At 70.9% G+C, this 25,709-nt stretch carries 22 protein-coding genes and 1 pseudogene; 8 read left to right on the top strand and 15 right to left on the bottom strand.

Annotated elements, in window-relative coordinates:
* Positions 1-18: 18 nt before the first annotated feature.
* Together E5671_RS41075 and E5671_RS41070 are read right to left on the bottom strand one after the other, a co-directional pair.
* The gene (locus tag E5671_RS41075) at positions 19-981 is read right to left on the bottom strand and encodes an ankyrin repeat domain-containing protein (protein ID WP_160509301.1); all 963 of its coding nucleotides are present in this window, start codon (positions 979-981) and stop codon (positions 19-21) included.
* 69 nt (positions 982-1,050) lie between these two features.
* Positions 1,051-2,003 (bottom strand): annotated as a pseudogene (locus tag E5671_RS41070) (LysR family transcriptional regulator).
* A 231-nt stretch (positions 2,004-2,234) separates the two neighbouring features.
* Here E5671_RS41070 and E5671_RS41065 point away from each other — a divergent pair.
* Positions 2,235-2,987, top strand: coding sequence for a sulfite exporter TauE/SafE family protein (locus E5671_RS41065; protein ID WP_160509300.1), 753 nt, complete (start codon positions 2,235-2,237; stop codon positions 2,985-2,987).
* 70 nt (positions 2,988-3,057) lie between these two features.
* Here the strand turns inward: E5671_RS41065 and E5671_RS41060 are convergent, their stop codons facing one another.
* A complete protein-coding gene (locus E5671_RS41060) occupies positions 3,058-3,996 on the bottom strand; it encodes an AraC family transcriptional regulator (protein WP_160509299.1) in 939 nt (312 codons plus the stop codon).
* A 57-nt stretch (positions 3,997-4,053) separates the two neighbouring features.
* A complete protein-coding gene (locus tag E5671_RS41055) occupies positions 4,054-4,977 on the bottom strand; it encodes a zinc-binding dehydrogenase (protein ID WP_160509298.1) in 924 nt (307 codons plus the stop codon).
* A 405-nt stretch (positions 4,978-5,382) separates the two neighbouring features.
* Between E5671_RS41055 and E5671_RS41050 the strand changes: the two genes are divergently transcribed.
* Both E5671_RS41050 and E5671_RS41045 read left to right on the top strand, forming a co-directional pair.
* Positions 5,383-5,898, top strand: a complete 516-nt coding sequence (locus E5671_RS41050; protein ID WP_160509297.1) for a lytic polysaccharide monooxygenase auxiliary activity family 9 protein — start codon at positions 5,383-5,385, stop codon at positions 5,896-5,898.
* A 151-nt stretch (positions 5,899-6,049) separates the two neighbouring features.
* A complete protein-coding gene (locus tag E5671_RS41045; protein WP_160509296.1) occupies positions 6,050-7,264 on the top strand; it encodes a serine hydrolase domain-containing protein in 1,215 nt (404 codons plus the stop codon).
* A gap of 4 nt (positions 7,265-7,268) precedes the next feature.
* On the opposite strand, the gene E5671_RS41040 is transcribed toward E5671_RS41045, so the two are convergent.
* From E5671_RS41040 to E5671_RS41025, 4 genes are all read right to left on the bottom strand, one after another.
* A complete protein-coding gene (locus tag E5671_RS41040) occupies positions 7,269-10,121 on the bottom strand; it encodes an NHLP bacteriocin export ABC transporter permease/ATPase subunit (RefSeq protein ID WP_160509295.1) in 2,853 nt (950 codons plus the stop codon).
* Between the two features lies 1 nt (position 10,122).
* On the bottom strand, positions 10,123-12,408 hold the full coding sequence (locus E5671_RS41035; RefSeq protein WP_160509294.1) for an NHLP family bacteriocin export ABC transporter peptidase/permease/ATPase subunit: 2,286 nt from the start codon (positions 12,406-12,408) through the stop codon (positions 10,123-10,125).
* Positions 12,405-13,211: an HlyD family efflux transporter periplasmic adaptor subunit gene (locus E5671_RS41030; RefSeq protein WP_160509293.1), complete on the bottom strand. Its 807-nt coding sequence runs from the start codon at positions 13,209-13,211 to the stop codon at positions 12,405-12,407. Before E5671_RS41030 ends, E5671_RS41035 begins: the two co-directional genes overlap by 4 nt.
* 94 nt (positions 13,212-13,305) lie before the next feature.
* Positions 13,306-13,533: a type A2 lantipeptide gene (locus E5671_RS41025; protein WP_160509292.1), complete on the bottom strand. Its 228-nt coding sequence runs from the start codon at positions 13,531-13,533 to the stop codon at positions 13,306-13,308.
* 440 nt (positions 13,534-13,973) lie between these two features.
* Between E5671_RS41025 and E5671_RS41020 the strand changes: the two genes are divergently transcribed.
* Entirely contained in the window at positions 13,974-14,432 is a 459-nt protein-coding gene (locus tag E5671_RS41020) for an RrF2 family transcriptional regulator (protein ID WP_160509291.1), read from the top strand.
* Between the two features lie 12 nt (positions 14,433-14,444).
* Here E5671_RS41020 and E5671_RS41015 read toward each other — a convergent pair whose 3' ends face one another.
* Positions 14,445-14,666 (bottom strand): hypothetical protein, encoded by a 222-nt coding sequence (locus E5671_RS41015; protein WP_160509290.1) that lies wholly within the window; start codon positions 14,664-14,666, stop codon positions 14,445-14,447.
* 215 nt (positions 14,667-14,881) lie between these two features.
* Between E5671_RS41015 and E5671_RS41010 the strand changes: the two genes are divergently transcribed.
* From E5671_RS41010 to E5671_RS41000, 3 genes are all read left to right on the top strand, one after another.
* A complete protein-coding gene (locus E5671_RS41010) occupies positions 14,882-16,105 on the top strand; it encodes an acyl-CoA dehydrogenase (RefSeq protein ID WP_336605989.1) in 1,224 nt (407 codons plus the stop codon).
* 71 nt (positions 16,106-16,176) lie between these two features.
* The gene (locus tag E5671_RS41005; RefSeq protein ID WP_160509288.1) at positions 16,177-16,959 is read left to right on the top strand and encodes a thioesterase family protein; all 783 of its coding nucleotides are present in this window, start codon (positions 16,177-16,179) and stop codon (positions 16,957-16,959) included.
* Between the two features lie 189 nt (positions 16,960-17,148).
* On the top strand, positions 17,149-17,970 hold the full coding sequence (locus E5671_RS41000) for an endonuclease I family protein (protein ID WP_160509287.1): 822 nt from the start codon (positions 17,149-17,151) through the stop codon (positions 17,968-17,970).
* Between the two features lie 61 nt (positions 17,971-18,031).
* On the opposite strand, the gene E5671_RS40995 is transcribed toward E5671_RS41000, so the two are convergent.
* Together E5671_RS40995 and E5671_RS40990 are read right to left on the bottom strand one after the other, a co-directional pair.
* Positions 18,032-19,009, bottom strand: a complete 978-nt coding sequence (locus E5671_RS40995) for a 2-hydroxyacid dehydrogenase (RefSeq protein ID WP_160509286.1) — start codon at positions 19,007-19,009, stop codon at positions 18,032-18,034.
* On the bottom strand, positions 19,006-20,181 hold the full coding sequence (locus tag E5671_RS40990) for a lactate 2-monooxygenase (RefSeq protein ID WP_160509285.1): 1,176 nt from the start codon (positions 20,179-20,181) through the stop codon (positions 19,006-19,008). Before E5671_RS40990 ends, E5671_RS40995 begins: the two co-directional genes overlap by 4 nt.
* 143 nt (positions 20,182-20,324) lie before the next feature.
* On the opposite strand from E5671_RS40990, the gene E5671_RS47540 reads away from it, so the two are divergent.
* Positions 20,325-21,521, top strand: a complete 1,197-nt coding sequence (locus E5671_RS47540; RefSeq protein ID WP_160509284.1) for a helix-turn-helix domain-containing protein — start codon at positions 20,325-20,327, stop codon at positions 21,519-21,521.
* 39 nt (positions 21,522-21,560) lie between these two features.
* On the opposite strand, the gene E5671_RS40980 is transcribed toward E5671_RS47540, so the two are convergent.
* From E5671_RS40980 to E5671_RS47160, 4 genes are all read right to left on the bottom strand, one after another.
* Positions 21,561-22,688 (bottom strand): LLM class flavin-dependent oxidoreductase, encoded by a 1,128-nt coding sequence (locus tag E5671_RS40980; protein ID WP_160509283.1) that lies wholly within the window; start codon positions 22,686-22,688, stop codon positions 21,561-21,563.
* A gap of 14 nt (positions 22,689-22,702) precedes the next feature.
* Positions 22,703-24,118 (bottom strand): NtaA/DmoA family FMN-dependent monooxygenase, encoded by a 1,416-nt coding sequence (locus tag E5671_RS40975; protein WP_160509282.1) that lies wholly within the window; start codon positions 24,116-24,118, stop codon positions 22,703-22,705.
* Between the two features lie 17 nt (positions 24,119-24,135).
* On the bottom strand, positions 24,136-25,404 hold the full coding sequence (locus E5671_RS40970) for an LLM class flavin-dependent oxidoreductase (protein ID WP_160509281.1): 1,269 nt from the start codon (positions 25,402-25,404) through the stop codon (positions 24,136-24,138).
* A 78-nt stretch (positions 25,405-25,482) separates the two neighbouring features.
* The gene (locus E5671_RS47160) at positions 25,483-25,617 is read right to left on the bottom strand and encodes a putative leader peptide (protein ID WP_272902847.1); all 135 of its coding nucleotides are present in this window, start codon (positions 25,615-25,617) and stop codon (positions 25,483-25,485) included.
* Positions 25,618-25,709 lie beyond the last annotated feature (92 nt).

The raw sequence follows: 25,709 nt of genomic DNA, 5'->3' as shown, positions 1-25,709 counted from the left end.
GAGCGGCTGCCGGGCCGCTCAGTGCCAGTAGCCGCGCCGGGGCAGCTTGAGCCAGAGGTCGGGCGGGCCGGTGACGGCGCGGGCGTCGGTCAGCCGCAGGCCCGCGTAGGCACAGGAGTACGCGACGGCGTTGTGGCGGTAGAGGTACGAGGCGAGGACCTCCTCCGAGGGGTCGTCCTCGTCGGGGCCGCCTCCCGGGTGCAGGTCCGAGCCTTCTATGACGCCGTCGCGGACGATGCTGCCTTGGTTGCCGCTCTTGGGGTTGGCATAGAGGCCGTAGCAGACGGTGCCCGCCGATAGCCGGGTCAGCACTCCGGGCATCTGCGGTGCGTAGCCCCACGGTTGGGTGATGACGCAGCCGCCCGGTACGTCGGTGGCGCCGATGATCTGCAGGGAGTCGTCCATGTCGTACGACTGGAGGTCCTCCAGGAGGGTGTCGAGCTCAGGGTCCTCATAGGGCTCGGCCCCGAGGCGGCGGGCGGCCTCGGCCGCTTCGATCCCGGCAACGCACGCCAGACCCGTGCCGTCGTAGTAGAGGTCGCCCAGGGCCGCGGTCAACCGTCTGCCCTCCGTCGCGGCGGCGGACTCCGCCGGGCTGAGGCCGCGCTCGCCGGCCGGAACCATGAAGAGGTCCGGGGTCGGCCCCGCCAGGCTGAGCCTCCCCGGGGACCAGCCCGCAAGCACGGTCCGCCACGGGTCGGCACCGGCGGCGGCCAGCACACGGGCGTTGTCCGCGCGGTCGGCCAGGACCGCGGCCCAGAGAGCGGTGCGGCCCGCCTCCTCCGCGTCGACGTCATCGACGCGGCGGGCCAGTTCGGCGACCACCTCCGGTGAGCCGCACACGGCCGCCCGGTGCAGAGGGTGGCCACCGCCCCACACGTTCGGGTCTGCCCCGCGCTCCAGCCGATCCCGTACCAGCGCGTGGTCCCGCCAGCCGTCCCAGCCGAGACCCGTCCAGCCGTCTCCCTCGACAACAGCCATGCCACTCCCCCTCGTGACTCATGATGGCCGCGGCCTCTGATCGTGTCGTCGTCGGCCACTTACTGAACGCTACATACGGCCACTGACAATCCCCTCCGACTCCTTCGGCTCCTGCGACGCCTGCTGGGGGATGCGCGCGCCCGGACAGTTGTGGCTGACCGTTTCGGCGAAGGCCTTGGCCAAGGGGGACAGCGCGTCCCAGCGGCGTACCGCCCAGCCGGCCCACAGAGTGGGCAGTTCCGGGATGGGGATCAGGTTCAGGTCGGGGTGCCCGGGACCGTGCCAGCCCGGCAGGTCGGGGACGATCGCGTGGCCCAGGCCGAGTTCGGCGAGCAGGAGTGCCGTGTCCCAGTCGGCGACGCTGGTGTCGGAAGCCGGGCTGATGCCGCGCTCGGTGAACCAGGCGTCCAGACGCCCACGGGACGTCGTGCTCTCCGGGAGCCCGATGAGCTGGATTCCGGCCAGATCGGCGGTGGTGATCAGCGACTTGGTGGCGAGGGGGTCGTCGCGGTGGACGGCCAGCACCCAGGGAAGTTCGATGACGGGGCGCTGCTCGATGCCCTTCACCGGGGTGCCGAGGGTGATCCACGCCAGGTCGAGGCCGCCCGCGATGAGGGCGTCGAAGCAGCTGCGGCTGGAGTGCGCCGTCTCGAATTCGAGGCTCACCTGGGGATGGCGCCGGCGGAAGGCCACGATCGCGTCGGACATGAAGTGCCGCACCGTGGTGGCCCCGGTGGTGATCCGCACCGAGCCGCCCTCGCCGTGCACCAGGTCGTTCAGCCGGCGCAGGGCCTGGTCGATGTCGCCCAGACCGCCTGCCGCAGCGTTCTGCAGGAGCTGTCCGGCCGGTGTGGGGACGACCCCGCGCGGGTGGCGTTCGAGCAGGCTGAGCCCCAGCTCACGTTCCAGGCGCTTGATTGCTGGCTGACCGCTGGCTGCGTACAGGAAAGGTCACGGGCTACGGCGCTGAGGCTGCCCGTTCGGCAGACGGCGACGAAGACACGCAGGTCATCGAGAGTCATGGAGAGTGAAGCTACAGCTTGGGGGTCTGCAAGGAAATCCGAGGATTGACTTGGGTGTTGGCCGAGCGAGACGATCTTCCCGGGCCCAGGGCGGCAACCCGGCCCGGTCCACGCGTCATCCGGAGGACGTGCGGACCGTGCCGGGTGCCGACCCGCCGGCTCCGCATCAGACTCCGTCCCGGGCTGCCCGCACTCCGGTACGACGACCGTCCCGGGGAGGGCGATCCATCCATGCACGCACTCGAAGCAGTGGCCATAGGGGCCGCGGCTGTCGCGGCAGGCGGCATCAACGCGGTGGTCGGCTCCGGCACCCTGATCACCTTCCCCACGCTGCTCGCCTTCGGGTACCCGCCCGTGCTGGCCAACGTGTCCAACACCATCGGCCTCGTCCCGGGCGTGATCAGCGCGGCGTACGGATATCGCGCCGAGCTCAAGGGCCAGCGGTCCCGCCTGATCAGGCTCGGGCTCGCGGCGCTCCTCGGTGGTGTCGTGGGAGCCGTCCTGCTCCTGAAGCTGTCCGCCGACACGTTCCGCTCCGCGGTGCCGGTGCTGATCCTGCTCGCCTGCGTGCTGGTGCTGTTGCAGCCCCGCCTCCAGAAGTGGCTCGCGCGGCGCGACGGCCACGGCCGTGCGGACGGCGGTGTTCCCCTGTGGTCCGGTGTCATGGTCACCGGGGTCTACGGCGGTTACTTCGGCGCGGCCCAAGGGGTGCTGCTCATGGGCCTGTTCGGGTCGTTCCTCCGTGATGACCTGCAGCGCCTGAACGCCGTCAAGAACGTCCTCGCGTCCATCGTGAACGGCGTCGCCGCGGTCATCTTCATCGCGGTGACGACCGTCGACTGGACGGTGGCCGGAGTGATCGCCATCGGCGCGACCCTGGGCGGTCTGGTCGGCGCGAGGGTGGGCCGCCGTCTCTCACCCGCCGTGCTGCGCGGGGTCATTGTCGCCGTCGGTGTGACGGCGGCGGTTGCCGTGGCGGTGTGAGTACCGGTGGGAGCGCCAACCGCCTGGGCGTCATCAACACGCGGCCGGCGGGCGACTGCCGGCCGGCCGCCTAGGCCGCCCTGCTCCTGCGTCGGTAGCCGCCCGGCGCCAGGCCGTACTCGCGCTTGAAGGCCTTGGCGAAGGCGAACTCCGAGCCGTATCCGGTGCGGGCGGCGACCGTCGTCAGCGGAGCGTCGGACTCGCGCAGCATGCGGGCGGCGGTCGTCATCCGCCAGCGCGTCAGATAGGCCATCGGCGGTTCGCCGACCAGCGCGGCGAACCGCCGGGCGAACGCGGCGCGGGACAGACCGGCCCGCGCCGCGAGGGATTCGACCGTCCACGAGGCCGCGGGATCGTCGTGCATGGCCGTCAGGGCGGGCGCGACCGCCGAGTCGCCCAGGGCCGCGGCCCAGCCCTGCGCGGCAGTCGGTGGCTGATCGTCCAGCCAGGCCCGCAGGATGTAGAGGAGCAGCGAGTCGATCAAACCGGGCACGATGCCGTCGGAGCCGATGCGCGGGTTCTCCAGCTCGGAGCCGAGGAGTTGGACGGCAGCGCTCAGCTCCGGATGGCGGCCGTGCCGCGTCGGCAGATGGATCACCTCGGGCAGCTGGCGCATCAGAGGATGCGGTCGTCCCTGGTCCAGGTGGTAGCTGCCGCACAGCAGCCTGGTCTCGGCGCCCTCGCCGCCGAGTGTGATGGAACCGATCGGTGAACTCCCTTGGAACTGCTCGCTCTTGCAGTCCTCGGCCGGGGTGGAGGGATGGTCGGCGAGGATGTGGCTCCGCCCGCCGCGCAGGAAGATCACGTCGCCGGGGTTCAGCGGAATCGGCTCCAGGTGCGGGGGCGCGTCGGGCAGGGGGACCAGCCAGCAGGTCCCGTACAGCACGACATGGAACCCGGCGCCCGCGACGGGCGGCAGCCGCAGGCCCCAGGGGGCACGGCCGTTGGTGCGTACCGACGCCGGGTGCCCGGTGCGCATCGAGGCCAGCGCCTCGGTGAGAATGTCCATCCGGACTCGCCCTTCCTGGTGCCGCTTGCCGCTTGCCGCACGTCGCGGTCGGCCCGTTCAGACCGTCAGGACAATCTTGCCCTGTACGTGTCCCGCCGCGACCAGTTCGTGTGCCTTGCCTGCCTCCGCGAGCGGGAACGTCTCCTCTACGTAGGGACGGATCCGCCCCGCGTCGATCAGCTCGGCGAGCGCTTCGAGCCCTTCGGTGTCCGGCTCGACCAGGACTCCGGCGAAGCGCCGCCCGGCGGCCTCCACACGTGTGGCGAGCTCCCGGTCGCCGTGTTCCAGGACGCTGATGAGTACGCCGCCGGGGCGCACCACGCCGAGCGAGCGGTCGCCCTGGGCCGTCGAGTCGAGGAACACGTCCACGTCCTTGACGGCCTCGGTGAAGTCGGTGGTGCGGTAGTCGATGATCTCGTCGGCGCCGAGGCCTCGTACGAAGTCATGCCGGCCCGCGCTGGCGATCGCGATCACATGGGCGCCCCGCGCCTTGGCGATCTGCACCGCGAAGTGGCCGACACCACCGGCCGCCCGCTGGATCAGTACCCGGTCGCCCTTCTTGATGTCCGCCGCCCGCACCAGGCCCTGCCAGGCGGTCAGTGCCGCGAGGGGGACGGCCGCGGCGTGCACGTGGTCGAGTGAGGCGGGCTTGCGGGCCAGGTGGCGGGACGGCACGGATACGTAGTCGGCATACGCGGTGGCGGCGCGGGGGAAGAGCGGCATCCCGTACACCTCGTCGCCCACCGCGAAGACGGCCCCGGCGCCCGCCTCTTCGACCACTCCGGAGATGTCCCAGCCCACACCGAACGGCGGCTCGCCGAGCAGCGGGAAGGCACCGGACCTGACGGCCACGTCCGCCGGGTTGACTGCGCTGGCGTGGACCTTGACGAGGACCTCGCCGACCAACGGCTTCGGCCGTTCGGCCTCCACGACCTCAAGGACCTCGGGCCCGCCGAAGGACTTCTGGATCACTGCGCGCACGGTAACTCTCCTGGGTTCGTCCGGCCTGGGTTCGTCCGGTTGATGTCCTCAACCCTAGGGAGATCGGATGAGCCGCAGAATGGCCTTCTGTCTCGCCCACATGTCCCAACGTCTCTCCAGCAGGCAGCCTCGGCCATGCGTGCCCCAGGTCACACGCCAGGTGGCGTCCGCCGGTCACATTCCCTCGTCGCGACCCGTCAGAGCAGTGACGCGGCTGTACGCGGCGCCGGTGGTCGGCGCCCTGGTTCTGGGCTTCTCCGCCTAGTCCCAGGCGCAACTTCCGTACCACCGGGAGTACTTGAAGGGTTGACTGAGCCCTGACAACCAGTATGGTCTAGGCCAATGAGTCGACCGAGGCGCCCGGTTGTCTCTCGCCCCTCATCCCCCCACTCAGAGGGAACAGAGATGAACAAGAAACAGAAGCTGGCAGCCGCTCTTGGCGCGGGATTCGCGCCCGTGCTCGTCCTGGCCTCCGTCACCCCGGCCGGCGCGCACGGCTACGTCTCCTCGCCCCCGAGCCGTCAGGCACAGTGCGCGGCAGGCACCGTGTCCTGCGGCGAGATCACCAACGAACCGCAGAGTGTCGAAGGCCCCAAGGGGCAGACGACGTGCAGCGGCGGCAACGCGCGGTTCGCCGACCTGGACGACGACAGCAAGGGCTGGAAGGTCACCGATGTCGGCTCGTCGCAGGAGTTCAGCTGGAAGCTGACGGCACGTCACAGCACAAGCACCTGGCAGTACTTCGTCGGCGGCAACAAGATCGCTGAGGTCGACGACGGGGGCGCCCAGCCGGGCGAGACCGTCACGCACAAGGTCGACTTCGGCGGACTCAGCGGCAAGCAGAAGGTGCTCGCGGTGTGGAACATCGCCGACACCTCCAACGCCTTCTACGCCTGCATCGATGTGAACATCGGGGGCTGAGCCCCCGCGCGGGTGGCACCCCCACACCACCCCAGCCGGTCTGCCGGGCAGCGGCGTCATCACGCCGCTGCCCGGCAGACCGGGCTTTTGCGTACGCACCTGCCGCATGAATCGACGCTGCGTATCGGGTCCGGGCTGAGAGGGTGGACTCATGGCCGATCTGCGCAAAACTCTGGAGACGCACGTCAGCAACAGCTCCGTGGCGGGAGCGGTGGGCCTGGTGGCCCGCGGTGACCGGGGCAGCCGGGGTGACGGGGGCGAGGAGGTCGCGGCCGTCGGGTACGTCGACGTCGAGGGCACCGCCCCGATGGCCAGGGACTCGATCTTCCGTATCGCGTCGCTGACCAAACCCCTCGTCGCCGCGGCCGTCATGATGCTGGTCGAGGAGGGCCGGATCGGGCTGGACGACCCGGTCCGAGAGTGGCTCCCGGAGCTTGCGTCGCCGACTGTCGTCCGCACGCCCGCCTCACCGGTGGACGACGTGGTCCCGGCGGTCCGGCCCATCACCGTCTTCCATCTGCTCGCCTCCCGTGCCGGATACGGATTCCCGTCCGACTTCTCCCTGCCCGCGCTCGCGCCGCTCTTCAGCGAACTGAAGCAGGGGCCTCCGCAGCCGCGGGCCGTTCCGGCGCCGGACGACTGGATGGCCGCGCTGTCCCGGATCCCGCTCCTGCACCAGCCCGGCGACGGCTGGCTCTACAACCTCAGCTCCGACCTCCAGGGCGTACTGATCTCCCGGGTCACAGGGGCGCCGCTGCCCGAGTTCCTGGCGGAGCGCCTGTTCGAGCCACTGGGGATGAGCGACACCGCGTTCTCCGTGCCGCCCGGCAAACTCGACCGATTCACCAGCTACTACGCGGCCGGGCCCGAGGCCGGGCCGGAACGCGATCCCGAGAGCGGACTCGAACTGCTCGACGCCCCCGACGGACAGTGGAGCAGCCCGCCCGCGTTCCCGTCCGGCGCCGGCGGTCTCGTGTCGACCGTCGACGACTGGCTCGCCTTCGGGCGGATGCTGCTCGCTGAGGGACGCACGGCCATGGGGCGTCGGCTGCTCGCTCCCGAGTCGGTACGGCGGATGACCACCAACCAACTCACCACGCCCGAGCGGGAGTCCGCAGGTCTGTTCCTCGAAGGGATGGGCTGGGGTTTCGGCGGCGCGGTGGATGTCGAGGCCGTCGAACCGTGGAACGTGCCGGGACGCTACGGCTGGGTCGGCGGCACGGGAACGACGGCACACATCACACCGTCCACCGGCACGGTCACGCTCATGTTCAGCCAGCTGCAGATGGGCGGGCCAAGCTTCCCCGAACTGATGCGGGACTTCTGGCGGTACGCGGCCGGGACCAGCGCCGCGGGGACGACGTAGCCCGTCACTGCATCTGTCGCCGCACCAGCTCATGCAGCCGCCCGCCCGTATCCGCCAACAGCTGTGCGGGCGGGCCCTGTTGTACGACTCGGCCCTCCGACATGACGATGACCCGGTCCGCGTCCATGACCGTGGAGAGGCGGTGGGCGATGACGATGCGCGTGGCGTTCAGGGCTCGGGTGCTGTCGATGACCGTGCGCTGCGTCTCGTTGTCCAGGGCGCTCGTCGCCTCGTCGAAGAACAGGACGCGGGGGCGCCGGATCAGGGCCTGGGCGATCATCAGGCGCTGGCGCTGGCCGCCGGAGACCGCTCCGCCGCCGGAGATGATCGTGTGCAGGCCCATCGGCATGCGCTTGATGTCCTCGGCGAGGCCCGCCATCGCCGCCGCCTCCCACGCCTCCTCCTGCGTGAACGTCTCGGCGCCGCAGATGCAGTCCAGCATCGATCCCGTGAGCGGCTGCGCGTTCTGCAGGACGACTCCGCACTGGCGGCGGACGGCCGCCTGGTCCAGGGCCGACAGGTCCTGGCCGTCGTAGAGGACGCTGCCCGAGACCGGCTTGTCGAAGCCGATCAGCAGGCGCAGGAGAGTCGACTTGCCGCAGCCGCTGGGGCCGACGACCGCGACGAACTCGCCCGGCCTGATGGAGAGGGACACGTCGTCCAGGACCAGAGGGCCGTCGTCCGAGTAGCGGAAGGACACTCCGCGGGCCTCGATCTCGCCCTGCAGCTCGCCCGGCTGCGTGCTCGCGCCCCGCACCTCCGGCGCCTCGTCGAGCACCGGCTTGATCTGCTCGAACATCGGAAGCACCGCGGCCGCCGAGAGCAGCGCCCCGGTCAGCTGGGTGACGGATGTCAGGAGCATCGTCACCGCCGTGCTGAAGGTGAGGAACTCCCCTGCCGTGAGGCTCCCGCGGGCCGGGCCCGCGAGGAGGATGAACATGATGAGCGTGCACAGCGGGAGGTAGACGGAGTTGAGGACCGTGGTGACGTTCTTGATGCGGCCCGCCCGCTGCTGCAACTCCCGGCTGCGCGCGAACTCCCCCGCCCACGCCGCGTACGCGAAGCTCTCCGCGCCGGCGACGCGGAGTTTGGGCAGGCCGCGCAGCGTCTGGAACGCCTGGTTGTTGAGCTTGTTGGAGAGCTCGACCAAGCGGCGCTGCCAGCGCAGCTCCCACAGGCCGAGCGTGAGGAACACGGCCGCGATGACCGTGAGCATCCCCAGGGCGGCCAGGGCCAGCGGCACGCTGTAGAGCAACAGCAGGACCAGGTTCATCGCCCCGATCGTGCCCGCCTGCAGCGCGACGGGACCGATACCCGAAAGGACCCGGCGGATCGCGCTGACGCCCATCGCCGCGCTGGCCAGTTCACCCGTCGAGCGGGAGGCGAAGAAGCGTGTGGGCAGGCGCAACAGCCGGTCCCAGACCGCTGGTTGGAGGACGCTCTCCATGCGTCCCTCCATCCTGAGGATGGTGAGGTTCTGGAGCAGCATGAAGGCCGCCGAGACGATGCTCGTGATCATCACCGCCAGGGACATCTGGACGATGAGGCTCTTCTCGCCGTTCGGGACGAACACGCCGAGCACTTGGCCCGTCGCGATCGGCACCAGCGCCCCGATCGCCACCGTCACCAGACCGGCGATCGCCAGATTGCGTACGTCGCCGCCGTTGCCCCGCAGGCTGAAGCGGAAAAGCCGCCATGGCGTCAACGACCGCTCCGGCAGCGGTCGGTAGAACATGACCGCCTGCGGTTCGAACTCCTCCGCGTTGGTCTTGTCGATGCGCGTGCGCCGACCGGACGTGGGGTGCACGGACTCGTAGCTGCCGCGCCGCCACAGCAGCGCGACCGGCGCCCCGCTCGCCGCGCGGTACCCCACCAGCGGGCCCGTGTTCTCGCGCCACCAGCGCCCGTCGAGCCGCACGGCACGGGTGCGGATGCGCGAGGCGACCGCGACCTGCTCCACCGGGTCGATCCGGTCGCTCACCGCACCGCCCTCCGCGGCGCCGGACAGCGTGATGCCCGCCGCCTCGGCGACCAGGCGGCAGGCCGCGTACGTCGCGTCGTCACCGCCCCGGGATCCGCTGGGGCGTGAACCGCCCTTGCCGGAGCGGCCGATGGACGCGATGAGCGTGCGGTCCGCCTGCTCGCGGACCGTCTCGCCCGCCTTGATTCCGGCCGCGGTGCGGTCCTCGTGGGCCCGCTCCTGGCGTTCGATCCAGCGGTCGAGGGTCGAGAGCAGCCGGTACTGCTGGTTGACCATGCGCTGCCACATGGCGGCGTCGACGAGCAGATCGCCCGCGGCCTCCGCGCTGTAGGCGGAGCCGTACTGCACGCTGCCCGGCGCGACCGGCATCCAGAGGATGTCGTCGTCGGTCACGATGTCGTCGCCCATGGTGCGGCCGTCGAGCGGGGCCTCGAACAGGACCCGCTGGCTGCGTCCGATGCCGAGCGCGAAGGCGTGCTCGAGCAGGCTCAGGGCCTGGTCCTGGGTGTCGTACTGACTGGGGTACTGCTGCTCGTAGGCCCAGGTGTCGCCGTAGTCGGGGCGGTACAGCTCGCGCAGCGGGATGCGGCGCAGCTCGCAGCCCTGGAGGGGGCGTCCGACGAGGGTGTGCTGGGGGCCTTCGACGGGGCCGAGTAGCAGGGTGCCCGGTTCGAGGCGGCCGAGGAAGTGCCAGTGGCCCTGCTGGACGGCGTCGACCGCGAACAGGTCGAGCGCCCCGGCGACGACGAGCCAGAGGACTTGCGGGCCTTCGAGGTGCACGCTGCGCAGGCCCGTGCAGTCGGCCGGTGTGCCGAGCGTGCCGAAGGCAGCGGCGACGCTGTCGCCTGGGTACGTATGTTCCGGTGCCTGGGTCACCTCAGTGCTCCTTGACCAGGTCGGCGTAGGGTCCGCCGGCGGCGACGAGGTGTTCGTGGCGTCCGCGTTCCACGACCGAGCCGTGGTCGAGGACGACGATCTCGTCGCTGTCGCGCACGGTGCTCAGGCGGTGCGCGATGACGACGCAGGCGCAGCCGCGGCGGCGCAGGTTGTCGATGATGACCTGCTCGGTCTCCGCGTCCAGGGCGCTGGTCACCTCGTCGAGTACGAGGATGCTGGGGCGGCGGACCAGGGCACGCGCGATCTCCAGGCGCTGGCGCTGCCCGCCGGAGAAGTTGCGGCCGTCCTGCTCGACGCGGCCGTGGATGCCGCCGGGCCTGCGGGCCACGATCTCGTACAGGCAGGCGTCCTTGAGGGCGGCGATGACGGCGTCGTCAGGGATGGACGGGTCCCACAGCGCGACGTTGTCGCGGATGGTGCCCTCGAAGAGGAAGACGTCCTGGTCGACGAAGGAGACGGAGGCGGCGAGCGCCCCCCGCGGTATGTCCTCCAGACGCTGTCCGTCGATGCGGATGGTGCCCTCCCAGGGGCTGTAGAGCCCCGAGATCAGCCGGGAGACGGTCGACTTGCCGCTGCCCGAGCCGCCGACGAGCGCGACCTGCTGGCCGGGGCCGACCGAGAGGGAGAAGCCGGTCAGGAGCGGCTTGTCGAGAGGGCTGTAGCCGAAGGTGATGTCGTCGAGGGTGACGTGGCCCTTGAGGCGACGGGTGCTCGCGGCCGGTTCGGGGCGGGAGTAGAGGGTGTCGACGGGGAAGTTCTCGACGTCCTTGAGGCGGGCGACGTCGGCGCCGAAGTCCTGGATGCGGCCCGCGACGCCGTTGAGGCGGGTGATCGGCGCGGTGAAGCGGGTGACGAGCGCCTGGAACGCGACGAGCAGACCGATCGACAGATGTCCCTCGACCGCGCGCAGGCCGCCGATCCACAGGATCAGCGCGCTGTTGAGCGTCGCGAGGGTCGGCGCGACCACGCCGAGCCAGGCGCTCGGCACTCCGAGGCGCTGCTGCTCCTCCAGGGTGGTGGCGTGCTGGCCCGCCCACCGCCGGAAGTAGCCGTTCTCGGCTCCGGTGGCCTTCATCGTCTCGATCAACTGGAGGCCGGTGTACGAGGTGTTGGTGAGCTTGGCGCTGTCGGCCCGCAGCTTCTGGGTGCCGGTGGCCCGCAGCCGGATGACGATGCGCATCGCGACGATGTTCAGGAGGGCGATGCCTACGCCGACCAGGGTGAGCTGGGGGTCGTAGGTCCACAGCAGGGCCGCGTAGAGGAGTACGACGATGCCGTCGACGCCCGCTGCCGTGAGGTCGCGGGCCAGTGTCTCGGCGACCGCGTCGTTGGACGCGAGGCGCTGGACGAGGTCGGCGGGGCTGCGCTGGGCGTAGAACGTGACGGGCAGGCGCAGCAGATGGCGCAGGAAGCGGGCGCTGCTCAGCGTGGAGGAGATGATGCGCCCGCGCAGCAGATTCGCCTGTTGCAGCCAGGTGAGGACGACGGTGAGCGCCACCATCGCGCCCATCGACACGAACAGCGCGCCGAGCAGGGACGTCTGATGGCCGATCAGGAACAGGTCGATGTACGTGCGGCTGAGCGCGGGCAGCGCCGCGCCGACCGCGACGAGCAGCAGGCTGGCGAAGAGCGCGGCGAGCATGGTGCCCGTGGTGCCGCGCAGCCGAGCGGGCATCGCTCGCATGATGCCGGGCTTGCGGCCTCCGGGCCGGAAGTTCTCGCCCGGTTCGAGGACCAGGACGACGCCGGTGAAGCTGGTGTCGAAGTCCTCGGAGGGGACGAAGCGGCGGCCCTTGTCCGGGTCGTTGATGTACGCGCCGCGGCGTCCGAAGCGGCGGCCCATGCCGTCGTGGACGACGTAGTGGTTGAACTCCCAGAAGAGGATCGCGGGCGCCTTCACCTCGGCGAGCGCGGCCGGTTCCATCTGCATGCCCTTGGCCGTGAGGCCGTAACTGCGCGCCGCCTTCAGGAGGTTGCTGGCCCGCGAGCCGTCGCGGGAGACGCCGCACGCGATGCGCAGCTCCTCCAGCGGGACGTGCCGTCCGTGGTGCGCCAGGACCATGGCGAGCGCCGCGGCGCCGCACTCCACGGCCTCCATCTGCAGGACGGTGGGGGTACGGACGGTCTTCTGCGGCCTGCCCTTGGACGCGGGGCGCGGCGCGGCGCGGCGGCGGCCGCGCTGCGGGGGTTCGGGGCGGTGCCTGCGACGGCCGCCGGGGGGCGGCAGTTGCTGCTGGTGTGCCGGGGAGGGGTGCGGTGCGGTCACGGAAGCAGCCAATCGATCGGGCGCTGCTCGGCGAGGTGGAAGGCGCCGGTGGCCAGGGTCATGGAGTCGAGCGCGAAGGGCGGGCCTCCGGCGGATGACCACTTGTAGCCGGACTTGGTGCCGGAGGAGGTTTCCAGGCGCACGAGGACGGCCACGGGTGGCCCGTCCTTGGTGAACTGCCCGGCCAGTTCCTTGTCGCCGAGGAACCCGCTGATCTTCTGGTCGCTCTGGGCGGTGCGCCCGACCGCCTTCACGCGGCCGCGCAGCATCCCGTACTCCTGCGTGGGCACGGACTGGACCGTGAGGTCCACGGAGGCGCCGACGGGGACGGTGGCCGCGCTGTCGGCGGGGACGTAGAGCATGGCGAGGAGTGGGTCGTCGGTGCCCGAGACACGCTCGACGGTCGCGACGTCGGCGCCGGTGGTGACGACGGTGCCGATCCTGGCGACCAGTGTGGTCACGCGGCCCGCGGCGATGGAGCGTACGACCTTGTCGCCTTGGTCCGTACGGACTTTGAGCACGGGGGCCCCGGCGTCGACGCGTTTTCCCTCTTCGGCGATCACGCGCGTCACCTGTCCGGTGACGGGGCTCTGGAGGACGTAACTGCCCTGGCCGTGGGTGAGGATGCCGGGTGCGCGGAGTGTGGAGGAGATCGAGCCGGTCACGGCCCAGACGCTCGCGGCGGCCATGACGATCACGGTGACGGCGAGCACGAGCAGGCCCTGGGGTCGGGCGTAGCGCACCGGCAGGTCGAGTTCCTCGGGCGACTGCAGCTTGGACAGGGCCTGTTGGCGGAACTGCACGGGGGCTTCCCTTACCTTGCCTACGGCGTCCGTGAGCCCCGGAACTGGATGTTCCGGGGCTCACGGATCAATGGTGTCTCAGTGAGTTCGAGACTCAGAGACCGGCGACCGTGCTGGTGGCCAGGCCGGCGATGGGGGCCGTGTTCAGGCCGGTGGTGCCCTCGACGACGCCCACGGCGGTGCCGACGGTGGAGGAGACCGGGGCGATCGAGTCGACGACGCCGGTCACGGTGCCGACGGCGTTGGCGGAGAGGCCACCCGAGACGTTGTCGAGGTCGGCGTCGGAAATCTCGAGGGTCTCGACCTGGGGGGTGTAGTTCATGGTGTGAGCTGCCCTTCTCATGAATGTTGCAAAGGTGTTTCCAACACTGCGGAATCTGATGTGCGAATTCCGCGGTGGCCAGGATCAAAGCACGTTCGCACGTCGTACATCCAATCGACGAGGCGATGCCCTGCGACGCTTGCGGCATCGAATCACCGCTGCGTGCAGGCATGTTCACCGCGTGGGAGCAGCTCCTTCACAAGCTTCACAGACGGGAATACCGCGAGCGGAAGGACTCCCTCCACCAAAGCGGACACTCTCGCATCAAAGCGAAAGTTCTGTGGTCAATACACAAGGGCTTCGCGTGGAGTGTTCGCCGAATGGCGTGACCGGGCTGCGCATTCGATGTGCAGGTTTATTGAAGGCGTGCCGAATCGTGGCCGAAGGGGACACCGGGGTCAGGGACGTGCCGTTCAGGGCGGTGCAGCATAATGCGGGCCATGCGGATCTCAGCCAGGGCGGACTACGCGGTACGTGCCGCGCTGCAACTCGCCGCGTGCCAGGACGACGGGCCGCTGAAGGCCGAGGCCATCGCGGACGCCCAGGAGATCCCGCACAAGTTCCTCGAGGGCATCCTCAACGACATGCGGCGCGGCGGTCTCGTCCTCAGCCAGCGCGGCGGCAACGGCGGCTACCGCCTCGCCCGGCCCGCCGACCACATCAGCATCGCGGACGTCATCCGCGTCGTGGAGGGGCCCTTGGTGTCGGTACGCGGAGTACGCCCTCCGGAGCTGGCCTACAGCGGGCCCGCGGAATCGCTGCTGCCGCTGTGGATCGCACTGCGGGCGAACGTCCGCCAGATCCTTGAGGGCGTGACCCTGGCCGACGTCGCGGGCGCCGAACTGCCCACCCCGGTCACGACACTCACCGCGGATCCCGCGGCTTGGACGAACCCTTAGGCGCGCGGGCGCCTAGCGCCGGTTGCGCGGATGGTTGCGTGCCGTGCGTTCGTTGCCGTGCTTGTACGCACCTGTCCAGCGCGCCATCACCAACTGGGCGTCACCCGACTCGACCTCGGCGAGGAACTTCTCGGCGCGCGCGCCGCGCAGCGTGCCGGCAGCGCGGCCGTGGTGGGTGATCGCGACACTGGCGTCGGGGCGCTGCTCATAGGTGAAACCGGAGGGTCTTGGCATGGCCGGATGCTAGGCACGACGGCTGTGGTTCCGTAACCGAATTTCCCTGTGCCTTCGGGCGTTCGGCAGCGAGGGCCGCCGCCGGATCGGCCTTCTCGGTACCACCGTGCGAGACGGGGCAGTCCGCCCCTTGAACACCCCCTTGTCGATACGGGAGTTCATCTCCACTATTCCTATCAATCAGGTAGGGAAACTAGGAATCTGTGAGGCGTCCCGTGACAACGCTGACCCCCTCCGCCTCGCCGCGCGTCGTCCGGGAACTCGCCGACGACCTCGCCGTCGACGCGGACCTGCGCGACCGGGCGGGCAAGCCTCCGGTCGACGAGGTCTCGCGGCTGCGCGAGGCGGGGCTGCCCGCGCTCCTGACGCCGTCCGGCCAGGACGGCCCTGACGGCGCTGACGGCGCTGACGGCCGGGGCAGCGACTGGCGCACGGCGTGTACGGCGGTCAGGGACATCGCGGCGGCGGACAGCTCCATCGCCGAACTCCTCGCGCACCACCACGCCCTGTCGTGGAGCCCCCGCCTCTTCGCCGCGCCCGGGGACGCCGCCGCGCTCGAACTGCGCGCCGTACACGAGCAGTGGCTCTGGGGCGGTGACATCGAACTGCCGGACGCGCAGACAGGTACCGACCTCGCCCTCACCCCGGCCGCCGACGGGTACGTCCTGCACGGCAGGCGGTCCCTCACCGCGGGCGTCGCCGTCGCCGACCGGCTCGTCCACACCGTGCGGCGCACGGACAGCGGCGAGTGGGTGGTCGTCCATGTGGATCCGGCCCACCCCGGCGTCTGTGCCGAACCCGCGCACGATCTGCTCGGTCAGCGCCTGAACGGTGCGGGCGCGGTCAGCTACGACGACGTACCGGTGGCCGCGCACCAGGTGCTCGGCACGGTCCCCGTGGACGAACACGAGATCTCACCGTTCACCGCGCTCGCGCCGCTGACCCGCCGTCTTCTGCTCGTCCAGGTCGGCCTGGGCAATGCGGAGGGCGCCCTCGCCGAGGCCCGGGACATCAGCCGCGCCCTGCCGCGCCCCGCCCTTGCGGCGGCTCTCGACGCCGGAGGGGACTGCGGGCCGCCTCCCACGGACCCCTATCTCCTGCTCGCCTACGGAGAGTTGGCGACCGCCGCGCACACGGCCGCCGCCGTGGTGGAACGCGCGACGGAGGCACTGGCCCGGGGCCTGGAGACGGGGCCCGCGCTCGGCGCCGACGAGCGTGCCGACATCGCGTTCCTCGTGGGCGCGGCCGAAGCGGTCACCACCCGGTCCGCCCTGCACATCACCACCCGCGTCCTCGAACTCACCGCCGACGCGCCCTCCCCATCGGCCGACTCCGGCCTCGACAGGTTCTGGCGCAACGCCCGCGCCCTGACGGCCCACAGCTCCGCCGCGCACCGCCTCCGCGACCTCGGGGAGCACTACCTCAACGGCCTTCAGTAGCACTCCGCCCCACGCCTCTCGCGGCCAGTACGATCTTCTTCCGCGTCCACGAGGCCGAGAGGGAAGCAGCGTTGAACACCGGCAGCTACTACGAGCCCATCGACGAGCACCGCTACAAGCCCACACCCCACGCGGGCGGGGCCTGGTCCACCGACGAACAGCACTTCAGCCCGCTCGGCGGCCTCATCGTGCACGCCATCGACCGGCACCTGGCCGCCCGGCCGGACAGCGGCCTGCTCCTGTCCCGGATCAGCTTCGACATCCTCGGACGACTCGCCCTCGACGAGTGCGAGATCCGGGTGGAGACCCTCCGGCCGGGCCGCACCATCGAACTGGTCGAAGCCGTCGTGCTCATGGCCGGCCGTCAGGTGGTGCGGGCCCGTGCCTGGCTCCTCGCCTCCGGTGACACCAGCGCCGTCGCGGGCGGCGGCGCCGGGAAGCTCACCCCTCCCGAGGCGCTCGCGCCCTGGCCCATGGCTTCCGTGTGGCCGGGCGGATACATCGCCTCCCTGGAAGTCCGTCCCCTGACGCCCCCGCAGCCGGGCCGTACGACAGCGTGGATCTCCACCCCGCTCGAACTCGTCGCCGGGCAGAGCGCGAGCCCGCTCGCGTCGTACATCGCACTCGTGGACACCGCCAACGGCATCGCCGTACGCCAGCCACCCACGGCCTGGATGTTCCCCAACGTCGACCTCACCGTCCACCTCCACCGCCAACCCGAAGGCGACTGGACCGGGCTCGACACCACAGTGACCTTCGGACCGACCGGCCAGGGCATCACAAGCACCGTCCTGCACGACGTCTCCGGCCCCGTCGGGCACGCACAGCAGATCCTCACCGTCCGCCCCCTGTAGGGCGCCCGGTCACCCCGCACACCCAGCATGTCGCGTCCATGACATCGTCACAGATTCGACCCACAACGTTCATACAGTGATGCGCCCACCCGTGCCACTCTCCCGTTGGCCCACTTGTCAACTCGCGTAGACCACAGGCTCAGTTGAGGGGTCCGTGGTGCGCGAGCCTCCGGGAGAGGACACCCCCACATGCCCGTCCCTCACATACGTCGCTGGAAACCGCTCGCCATGACGGCCGCCGCGGTCCTCGTCGGGATCACCGTCCCGGCCGCCGCCGACGCCGCGACCACGGCCCCCACGCCGACCGCGGCAGCCACCGGCGCCTATGACGACACGTACTACAAGGACGCGCTCGGCAAGACCGGTCCGGAGCTGAAGAGCGCCCTGCACACGATCATCAGCGACCAGACCAAGCTGTCGTACGACCAGGTATGGGACGCGCTGAAGGTCACCGACGAGGACCCGGCAGACAGCGGCAACGTGATCCTGCTCTACACCGGCCGCTCACAGAGCAAGGACAGCAACGGCGGCGACCCCGACCAGTGGAACCGTGAGCACGTGTGGGCCAAGTCCCACGGCGACTTCGGCACCGCGACCGGCCCGGGAACCGACATCCACCACCTCCGCCCGGAGGACGTCTCGGTCAACAGCACCCGCGGCAACAAGGACTTCGACAACGGCGGCAGTGCGGTCGGCGAGGCGCCGGGCAACCTCACCGACTCCGACTCCTTCGAGCCCCGTGACGCCGTCAAGGGCGACGTGGCCCGCATGATCCTCTACATGGCCGTGCGCCACGACGGCGAGGACGGCTTCGCCGACCTCGAACCCAACGACAAGGTCGACAACGGCAGCGCACCGGCCATCGGACGCCTCTCCGTGCTGAAGCAGTGGAGCGACGAGGACCCGCCGGACATGTTCGAGAAGAACCGCAACCAGGCCATCTACGACCAGTTCCAGCACAACCGCAACCCGTTCATCGACCACCCCGAGTGGGTCGGAGCGATCTGGTAGATCACGGTCGCCGGTGGTGGCGGCCTCCGGGGCACTGCCACCACCGGCAACTGACCAGCCGTCAGGAGACCACGTCCCCCAGCGGCTTGCCCTCCAGGTGTCCGACCACGTTCTGGATCGCGGCGAGGCCGATACGGACGAGCGTCTCGCGGGTGACACCCGCGACGTGCGGGGACAGCACCACGTTCGGCGCCTTCAGCAACCGCAGGGCGGCGGTGGGCGGTTCGGGGTCGAAGACGTCGATGCCCGCCCCGGCCAGCTTGCCCGCCGTGAGAGCGTCGGCGAGGGCGTCCTGGTCGATGAGCGCGCCCCGCGCCGTGTTGATGACGAAGGCCGTCGGCTTCAGGAGGGCGAGGCGCTCGGCGTCCAGGAGATGGCGCGTCCGCTCGGTGAGCGGGGCGTGCAGGCTGACGTAGTCCGACGTACGGAGAAGCTCGTCGAGTTCTACGTGGCGCGCGCCGCCGATGCGGGCCTCCGCCTCCGCGCTGAGGGCGCTCGGACCGGCATAGACGATGCTCATGTCGAACACGACCGCGCGGCGGGCGACTTCCTCGCCGATGTGGCCGAGCCCCACGATGCCGAGGGTCTTGCCCGAGAGCTCCGTGATGGACTGCTGGAGGCGGGGCAGCGCCCAGTCGGCTTCGGTGAGAGCGGTGTGCGCCGGGATCAGCTGCTTGGCGAGGGCGAGCATGAGGGCGAAGGTCTGCTCGGCGACGTTCTGCTTCTCGGCGCCGCTGGACCCGATCGAGCAGACGGTTACGGAGCGTGCGCGGGCGGCGTCCACGTCGACGTAGTCGAAGCCGTGGCTCGCGCACTGGACGACCTCCAGGTCCGGGGCCGCCGCGATGTGTTCGGCGGTGACCGGGGCGAGGCCCGTGATGACGACGTGTGCCTCGCGCAGGGCCGCGGGGTCCTCGTCGGCCGACTCGACGACGGTGACATGCGCCGAAGCGGGCAGCAGCCCGGCTAGGGCGCCTCCCGCCGCTCGGCCGCCCACGTGGGGCGAGACGATGGCGAGGACGTTCTTCACGGCGGTCATGCGGTCTCCTCGATCAGGTCGTCGGGGGTGAGGGTGGCGGGTCCGGCATGCCCGGACAGGGCCAGGGTGAGGTCGAGTTCGGCGAGCAGACAGCGGATCACGTGATCGACGCCCGCCTGCCCGTCGAGGCCGAGCCCATAGGCGTACGGCCGCCCCACGAGGACGGCCTCGGCGCCGAGGGCGAGCGCCTTGAAGATGTCGTCACCGGTGCGGATGCCGCTGTCGAACAGGACGGAGAGCCGGTCGCCGACCGCCTCCACGACGCGGGGCAGCGCGTCGGCCGCCGCGACGGAGCCCGCCACCTGGCGGCCGCCGTGGTTGGAGACCACCACCCCGTCCATGCCGACGTCGGCGGCGCGGCGCGCGTCGTCCGGGTGCAGGATGCCCTTGAGCACGATCGGGCCGTCCCAGTTCTCACGCAGGAACTCCAGGTCCGGCCAGGTCTTCGCGGGATCGGCGAACATGCCGACGAAGTGCATCACGGCCGCGTTCGGGTCCTCGTGCACCGGCTTGGCGAGGCCTGCCCGGAACGCCGGGTCGCTGAAGTAGTTGGCGGTGCCCACGCCGTGCAGGAAGGGCAGATACGCCTGGTCGAGGTCGCGCGGGCGCCAGGCGAGGAGCGGGGTGTCGAGCGTGACGACAAGGGCCGTGAAACCCGAGGCCTTGGCGCGGTCCAGGAAGCTCTTGGTGACGTCGCGGTCCTTGGCCCAGTACAGCTGGAACCACCGCTGCGCGTCCCCCATCTCCTTGGCGACCTGCTCCATGGGCGTGCTGGAGGCCGAGGACAGGATGTACGGGACGCCGCGAGCAGCGGCGGCGCGGGCCGCGGCGGACTCGCCCTCCGGGTGCATGATCGACAGGACGCCGACGGGCGCGAGGGCGAGCGGCGCGGGCAGCCGGTGTCCGAGCACCTCCACGGACAGGTCGCGTTCGTGTACGTCGCGCAGCATGCGCGGCACGATCCGGCGCCGTTCGAGTGCCTCGCGGTTGGCGCGGGCGGTACTGCCGTTGCCCGCGCTCCCGGAGACATAGCCGACCGGTCCAGGGCCCAGGCGCTGTTCGGTCAGCGCCTCCAGGCGGGTCAGGTCGGTGGGCAGGCGGGGTACGGCGCCAGTCATGCCGTTGAGATAGATCTCGTACTGGAAGTCCGCCCAGTTCGGCGTCGTCGTCATGTGGTGGGTCCCGTCCGGTGGCCGTGACTGCGTGAGGCTGCGTGCGGCTGCGTGAAACAGCACTGTCTACCCGACGATCCTTGCCACAGTGACAAGCCCCGTCCATGGCCGTACGCACCTTTTTCTGATGGGACTATCACCCTGTGACAAACAAGCGGGAACGCGTCCGGCAGGAACTCCTGGCCGACTCCCGCCTCGTCGAGGCGGTCGTCGAAGCGGTGCACGAACAGGTTCCGGCGTACACGGCGCTCGACGGCAGCAGGTTCCCCGAGGTGCGGGCCATCGCGGCGTGGGCGACGGACCGCCTCCTGGACCGCTGGGTCACGGACAGCGCGATCAGCGACGGAGATCTGCGGCGCTTCCGGGGGATCGCGGCGGCGCGGGCGGCGGACGGCCGCCCCTTGCAGGCCGTGCTGCGCGCCTACCGGGTCGCGGCCGCCGTGCTCGCCGACGAGGTCGCCGCCCGCGCCCCTCAGCTGTCCGCGCGGGACGCCTTCGCCCTCGCACAGCTGCTGCTGACCGCCATGGACACCATCTCCGAGGAGATGACGACGGCGTACGCGGCCACCAGTGAGCGCCTCACCGGTGACCGCGACAGGTCGCTCCAGCTGCTGCTCGACGACCTGATCGCGGGGCGGCACGCGTCGTTGGGCGCGCTCGGTGCGAGGGCGTCCCGCCTGGGCGTTCAACTCCCTGAGCGTTACTGCCTGTTGGTGGCGGAACCGGCGGACGCCGGAGTCCTGGACCGCGGTTCGTCCGACATCTCCCTCATGGCATCGACCGCCCTGCTTGCGGCCCTCGGTGGCGGCGGGGCGCGCGGAACGTCACTGGCGACCACACACGGTTCGCGCGCCGTCCTGCTCCTGCCCGCCGCCTCCGCCGACGCCGTGCCGGAGGTCCTGCGCCGGCACGCCTGGCGCGGCTGCGTGATCTCGGGCGAGAGCCTTGACCGCGTCGCGGTCGCCCACCGGCTGGCGGCGGGCGCCCTGGACACCGCTCCCCCGCACGCCCACCACACCGACCGGGCTCTCACCGACGCCGACGCGCACGTCCTGGCGCTGCTCGCGGGCCACCCCGTGGTGAGCCCCGACCAGATCGGCCGCATCGTCCTCGGCCCGCTGGTCGAGGGCGCCCGACGCCACCTCCTGGAAGCCCTCACCGCGTACATCGACACCGGCTCGGCCAACGCCGCGGCCCGCGAGCTCCACCTCCACCCGCAGTCCGTGCGCTACCGCCTGCGCCGCGTCCGGGACATCACCTCGCGCGATCCGCAGGACCCGTGGCAGCGCCTCACGCTGGACATCGCCCGCACGATCGTGCTCGGGGGCCGGGGCGGGTAGCCGTCCGCCGGGTGCGAAGGCGCCCGGCGGACTGCCGGGTCACCTGCGCCGCCACTCCTCGGCGAGCAGTTCGTAGGAGCGCACCCGGTCGGCGTGGCCGTGGGTGATGGTGGTGATGAGCAACTCGTCGGCGCCGGTGGCTTCCTGGAGCTGTTCCAGGAGGTCGGCGACGCGTCCCGGGGAGCCGGTGAACTGGGTTTCGGTGCGGTCCTCGACCAGGGCCCGGTCCGCTTCGGTCCAGACGTGCCTGCGCGCCTGCGCCGGTGTGGGGTACTGGATGGCGCCCTCGGCCGTGCGGATGCTGCGGACCCAGGGGGCGTAGCCCGCGGCGAGTTCACGGGCGGTCTCGTCGTCCTCGGCGACGACGACGTCGGCGGAGACGCTGACATAGGGCTTGTCGAGTACGTCGGAGGGCTTGAACGCGGCGCGGTAGCCCTCAGCGGCTTCCAGCACCGTGCCCGGACTGACGTGGTAATTCGCCGCGAACGGCAGTCCGTTGCGGCCCGCGACGTCCGCGCTCTGCCCACCGCTGCTGCCCAGGATCCACACCTGGATGTCGGCGCCCTCGCCGGGCACGACATGCGCTTCGATGCCGTCTTCGGACCGGTACGTCCCCGCGAGCAGCGCGAGGATGTCGTCGACCTGCTCGCCGTAGTCCTGCGCCTGGGCGCGCGGCTGCTGGAGCAGCTTGCGCTGGAGGGCGACGCGGGGCGAGCCGAGCAGGTGCTCGTAGGAGAACCGCGCCGGAATCCGCAGCCCGTTGGGGGCGCGTCCGTCGACGACGGGGGTCGCGGTCGGCAGCGGAGCGGCAGGCGTTGCGGGCGGCTTGCCGCCGGAGCGGCCGAGCCCCAGGTCGAGGCGCCCTGGATGCAGCGCGTCGATCAGGCCGAACTCCTCGACCGTGGAGAGCGCGGTGCGGTGACCGAGCTGTACGGCGCCCGCCCCGAGCCGGATCGTGGAGGTCGCGGCGGCGGTCAGGGCGAGGACGACCGCGGGTGATGTGCCTGCCACGCCCGGGTTGAGGTGGTGTTCGGCGAACCAGTAGCGGGCGTAACCGAGTTGCTCGGTCCGCCGGGCCAGGTCGATGGAGTTGTGCAGCGCCTCGGCCGCGGTGGAGCCGGAGGAGACCGGGACCAGGTCGAGGACGCCGAGAGGAATGGCTGACATGTGTGTGGTCCTCCTCAGTGGCCGGCCGACGCGGGCACGGACTCGGGCTCGGGCTCGGACGTGCGGACGCCCGCGTCGGGATGGGCCAGGCCCAGGTGGTCGCGCAGGGTGGTGCCCTCGTACTCCGTACGGAAGACGCCGCGCTCCTGGAGCAGCGGGACCACGGTGTCGGCGAAGGCGTCGAGGCCGCCGGGGGTGATGTGCGGGACGAGGATGAAGCCGTCGGAGGCGTCGGCCTGGACGAAAGTGTTGATCGTCTCGGCGACGGTGGCCGGGGAGCCGACGAAGGACTGGCGGTTGCCGGTCTCGATGACGAGGTCGCGGATGGACCACTTGTTCGCGGCAGCCAGCTCGCGCCACTCCCGGGCGGTGGCCAGCGGGTCGCGGTACATCCGCACCTGGGCCCGGCCGCGGGCGATGGTGTGCTCGCCGACGTCCGGGTCGATGTCGGGCAGCGGGCCTTCCGGGTCGTACGCGGAGAGGTCGCGGTTCCAGACGAACTCCAGGTGCTTGATCGCGGTGGCGCCGCTGACCTGCTTGCGCCGCACCTCGCGGGAGAGTTCCTCCGCCTCGGCGTCCGTGTCCGCGATGACGAAGGTCGCGGCGGGCAGGATGAGGAGCTGGTCGTGGGTGCGGCCGTGGCGGGCCAGGCGGCCCTTGACGTCCGTGTAGAACGCCTGGCCTTCGTCGAGGGTGCTGTACCGGCTGAAGATCGCGTCCGCACCGGCGGCAGCGAACTCACGCCCCTCGTCCGAATCACCGGCCTGGAAGATGACCGGCCGCCCCTGAGGACTGCGGGGGACGTTGAACTGCCCCTGAATGTCGAAGTGTTGGCCCTGGTGGACGAAGGAACCCGCCCGGGCGTCGCGCAGGAAGGTGCCGGTCTCCTGGTCGGCGACGATCTCGTCCCCGCGCCAGGAGTCGAACAGCTCGCCCGCCGTGCTGAGGAATTCCTTCGCCCTGGAGTAGCGCTCCTCCTGCGGCAGGAATCCGCCGCGGCGGAAGTTCTCGCCGGTGAAGGAGTCCCAGGAGGTCACGACGTTCCAGGCGGCGCGTCCGCCCGAGAGGTGGTCGAGGCTGGCGAACTGGCGGGCCACCTCGTAGGGCTCGTTGAAGGTGGAGTTGATGGTGCCGGTCAGGCCGAGGTGTTCGGTGACGGCGGCGAGTGCGGTGAGGACGGCGAAGGTGTCGGGCCTCCCGACGACGTCCAAGTCGTAGATTTTGCCGCCCTGTTCACGCAGGCGCAGCCCTTCGGCGAGGAACAGGAAGTCGAACTTGGCGCGCTCGGCGGTCCGCGCGAAGTGCGCGAAGGAGCTGAACTCGATGTGGCTTCCGGCCTCCGGGTCGCTCCATACGGTGGTGTTGTTGACGCCGGGGAAGTGCGCCGCGAGGTGGATCTGCTTGAGCGGCTTGTCCGGTGACTTGCTCATGACGGGTCCCTTCCTGCTCAGGCGGTGGCGGTGGCGGCGTAGCGGCCGGCCGGGCGGGCGAGGCCGAGGAGGCCGCGCAGGGTGTCGGCTTCGTACGCGTGCCGGAAGGCGCCGCGCCGCTGGAGCTCGGGCACCAGGCCCCGGGTGATCGCTGGGAGGTCGTGGCCGATGACGGCGGGGCGCAGCCGGAACCCGGTGAGTCCGGCCTGCCGCAACTCCTGTAGCAGGTCTGCCAGTTGGGCGGGCGTGCCCGTGAACACCCGCGCGTCACTGGTGTACGGGTGGCCGGCGAGGGCGTCCAGACGCTCGCGGCGGGCCCTGGCGGCGGCCGGGTCGTCGTCGAGGAACACCACCAGGTCACCGAAGAGGTGCAGGGGTTCGTCGGCCCGTCCGGCCGCGTCCTGTTCGGCGCGGACCGCCGTGACGACGGCGCGTGCGTGCCGGGCGTCGCGCGGGGTGACGTATCCGATGTCGGCGGAGCGGCCGATGAGCCGGAACGGCGCGCCGGTGGAGGTCTCGTGGGCGAGCGCGCTGACGACGGGCTGCCCCTGTGGCGGGCGGGGCGTGATCGAGGGGCCCTTGACGCTGAAGTACTTGCCCTCGAAGTCGATGTAGTGCAGCTTGTCGCGGTCGATGAAACGGCCGGTGGCGACGTCCCGGATCTCCGCGTCGTCGTCCCAGCTGTCCCAGAGCCGGCGCACCACTTCGACGTAGTCGGCCGCCTCGTCGAAGAGATCGGCGGCCAACTCCCGTACGGCCGGGCTTTCGAGGTCCTCGAAACGGAAGGCGGGGAAGGTACGGCGTCCGAAGTGCGCGGCCTCGTTCCGGCGTGCCGACACCTGTACGCGCAGGCCCGCGCGGCCCGTGCTCACGTAGTCGAGCGTGGCGATCGCCTTGGAGATGTGGAAGGGCTCCGTGTGGGTGGCCACCACCGTCGGCACAAGACCGATGTGGCTGGTCAGCGGGGCCACGCGGGCGGCGATGAGGACGGCGTCGAGCCGTCCGCGGAGCTGATCGGTGCGTTCGTCGGGTTCGGTGAAGTGCGAGGACTGGAGGCCGAGCGCGTCCTCGATCGTCACGAAGTCGAGCAGGCCGCGCTCGGCCTCGGTGACCAGATCGGCCCAGTACCTGGCGGTGAACAACTCCCGTGGGCGGGCGGCGGGTTCGCGCCAAGCGGCCGGGTGCCAGCCCGCGCCGTCGAGCGCGACGGCGAGGTGCAGCGCCGCGGAAGGAGCAGTGGGATCGGAAGAGGGCAGGGCGGATGAAGGTGAAGGTGATGACGACACGAAAGGAGTGCCTTCCTGATTCGACCGTACGAGAACACCGGCCCCTCGGCTTCGAGGGTGCGGCGGCGGGGTGACGGGTCAGGAACGACAGAGGGCGCCGGCGACGCGCTGCAGGTCGATGTGCGGCCGGGAGTACAGATGCACCTGGCGGCTCGGGGCGATCACGAGGACGCGCGGGGCGGGCACGGGCGGCACCTGTGGCACGTCCGTCACCTCCACCCAGGGTTTGACGCTGGCACTCGTAACCTGCTCGGACGTTACGTGAGGTCGTAGCCGTGCGCAATGCCCGTGGATCATGGCCGGGC

Source organism: Streptomyces sp. BA2 (genome assembly GCF_009769735.1).
Lineage (GTDB): Bacteria > Actinomycetota > Actinomycetes > Streptomycetales > Streptomycetaceae > Streptomyces.
The sequence above is the reverse complement of the archived record's forward strand: the minus strand, read 5'-3'. Positions and strand labels throughout refer to the sequence as shown.

Excerpts from the sequence above, each read along its gene's own strand:
- E5671_RS41015 (WP_160509290.1), bottom strand. The coding sequence starts at position 14,666 with ATGCCAAGACCCTCCGGTTTCACCTATGAGCAGCGCCCCGACGCCAGT.
- E5671_RS41060 (WP_160509299.1), bottom strand. The coding sequence starts at position 3,996 with ATGGACATTCTCACCGAGGCGCTGGCCTCGATGCGCACCGGGCACCCG.
- E5671_RS41025 (WP_160509292.1), bottom strand. The coding sequence starts at position 13,533 with ATGAACTACACCCCCCAGGTCGAGACCCTCGAGATTTCCGACGCCGAC.
- E5671_RS40975 (WP_160509282.1), bottom strand. The coding sequence starts at position 24,118 with ATGAGCAAGTCACCGGACAAGCCGCTCAAGCAGATCCACCTCGCGGCG.
- E5671_RS41045 (WP_160509296.1), top strand. The coding sequence starts at position 6,050 with ATGGCCGATCTGCGCAAAACTCTGGAGACGCACGTCAGCAACAGCTCC.
- E5671_RS41050 (WP_160509297.1), top strand. The coding sequence starts at position 5,383 with ATGAACAAGAAACAGAAGCTGGCAGCCGCTCTTGGCGCGGGATTCGCG.
- E5671_RS41020 (WP_160509291.1), top strand. The coding sequence starts at position 13,974 with ATGCGGATCTCAGCCAGGGCGGACTACGCGGTACGTGCCGCGCTGCAA.
- E5671_RS40995 (WP_160509286.1), bottom strand. The coding sequence starts at position 19,009 with ATGACCGCCGTGAAGAACGTCCTCGCCATCGTCTCGCCCCACGTGGGC.
- E5671_RS41000 (WP_160509287.1), top strand. The coding sequence starts at position 17,149 with ATGCCCGTCCCTCACATACGTCGCTGGAAACCGCTCGCCATGACGGCC.
- E5671_RS40990 (WP_160509285.1), bottom strand. The coding sequence starts at position 20,181 with ATGACGACGACGCCGAACTGGGCGGACTTCCAGTACGAGATCTATCTC.
- E5671_RS41065 (WP_160509300.1), top strand. The coding sequence starts at position 2,235 with ATGCACGCACTCGAAGCAGTGGCCATAGGGGCCGCGGCTGTCGCGGCA.
- E5671_RS40980 (WP_160509283.1), bottom strand. The coding sequence starts at position 22,688 with ATGTCAGCCATTCCTCTCGGCGTCCTCGACCTGGTCCCGGTCTCCTCC.
- E5671_RS41075 (WP_160509301.1), bottom strand. The coding sequence starts at position 981 with ATGGCTGTTGTCGAGGGAGACGGCTGGACGGGTCTCGGCTGGGACGGC.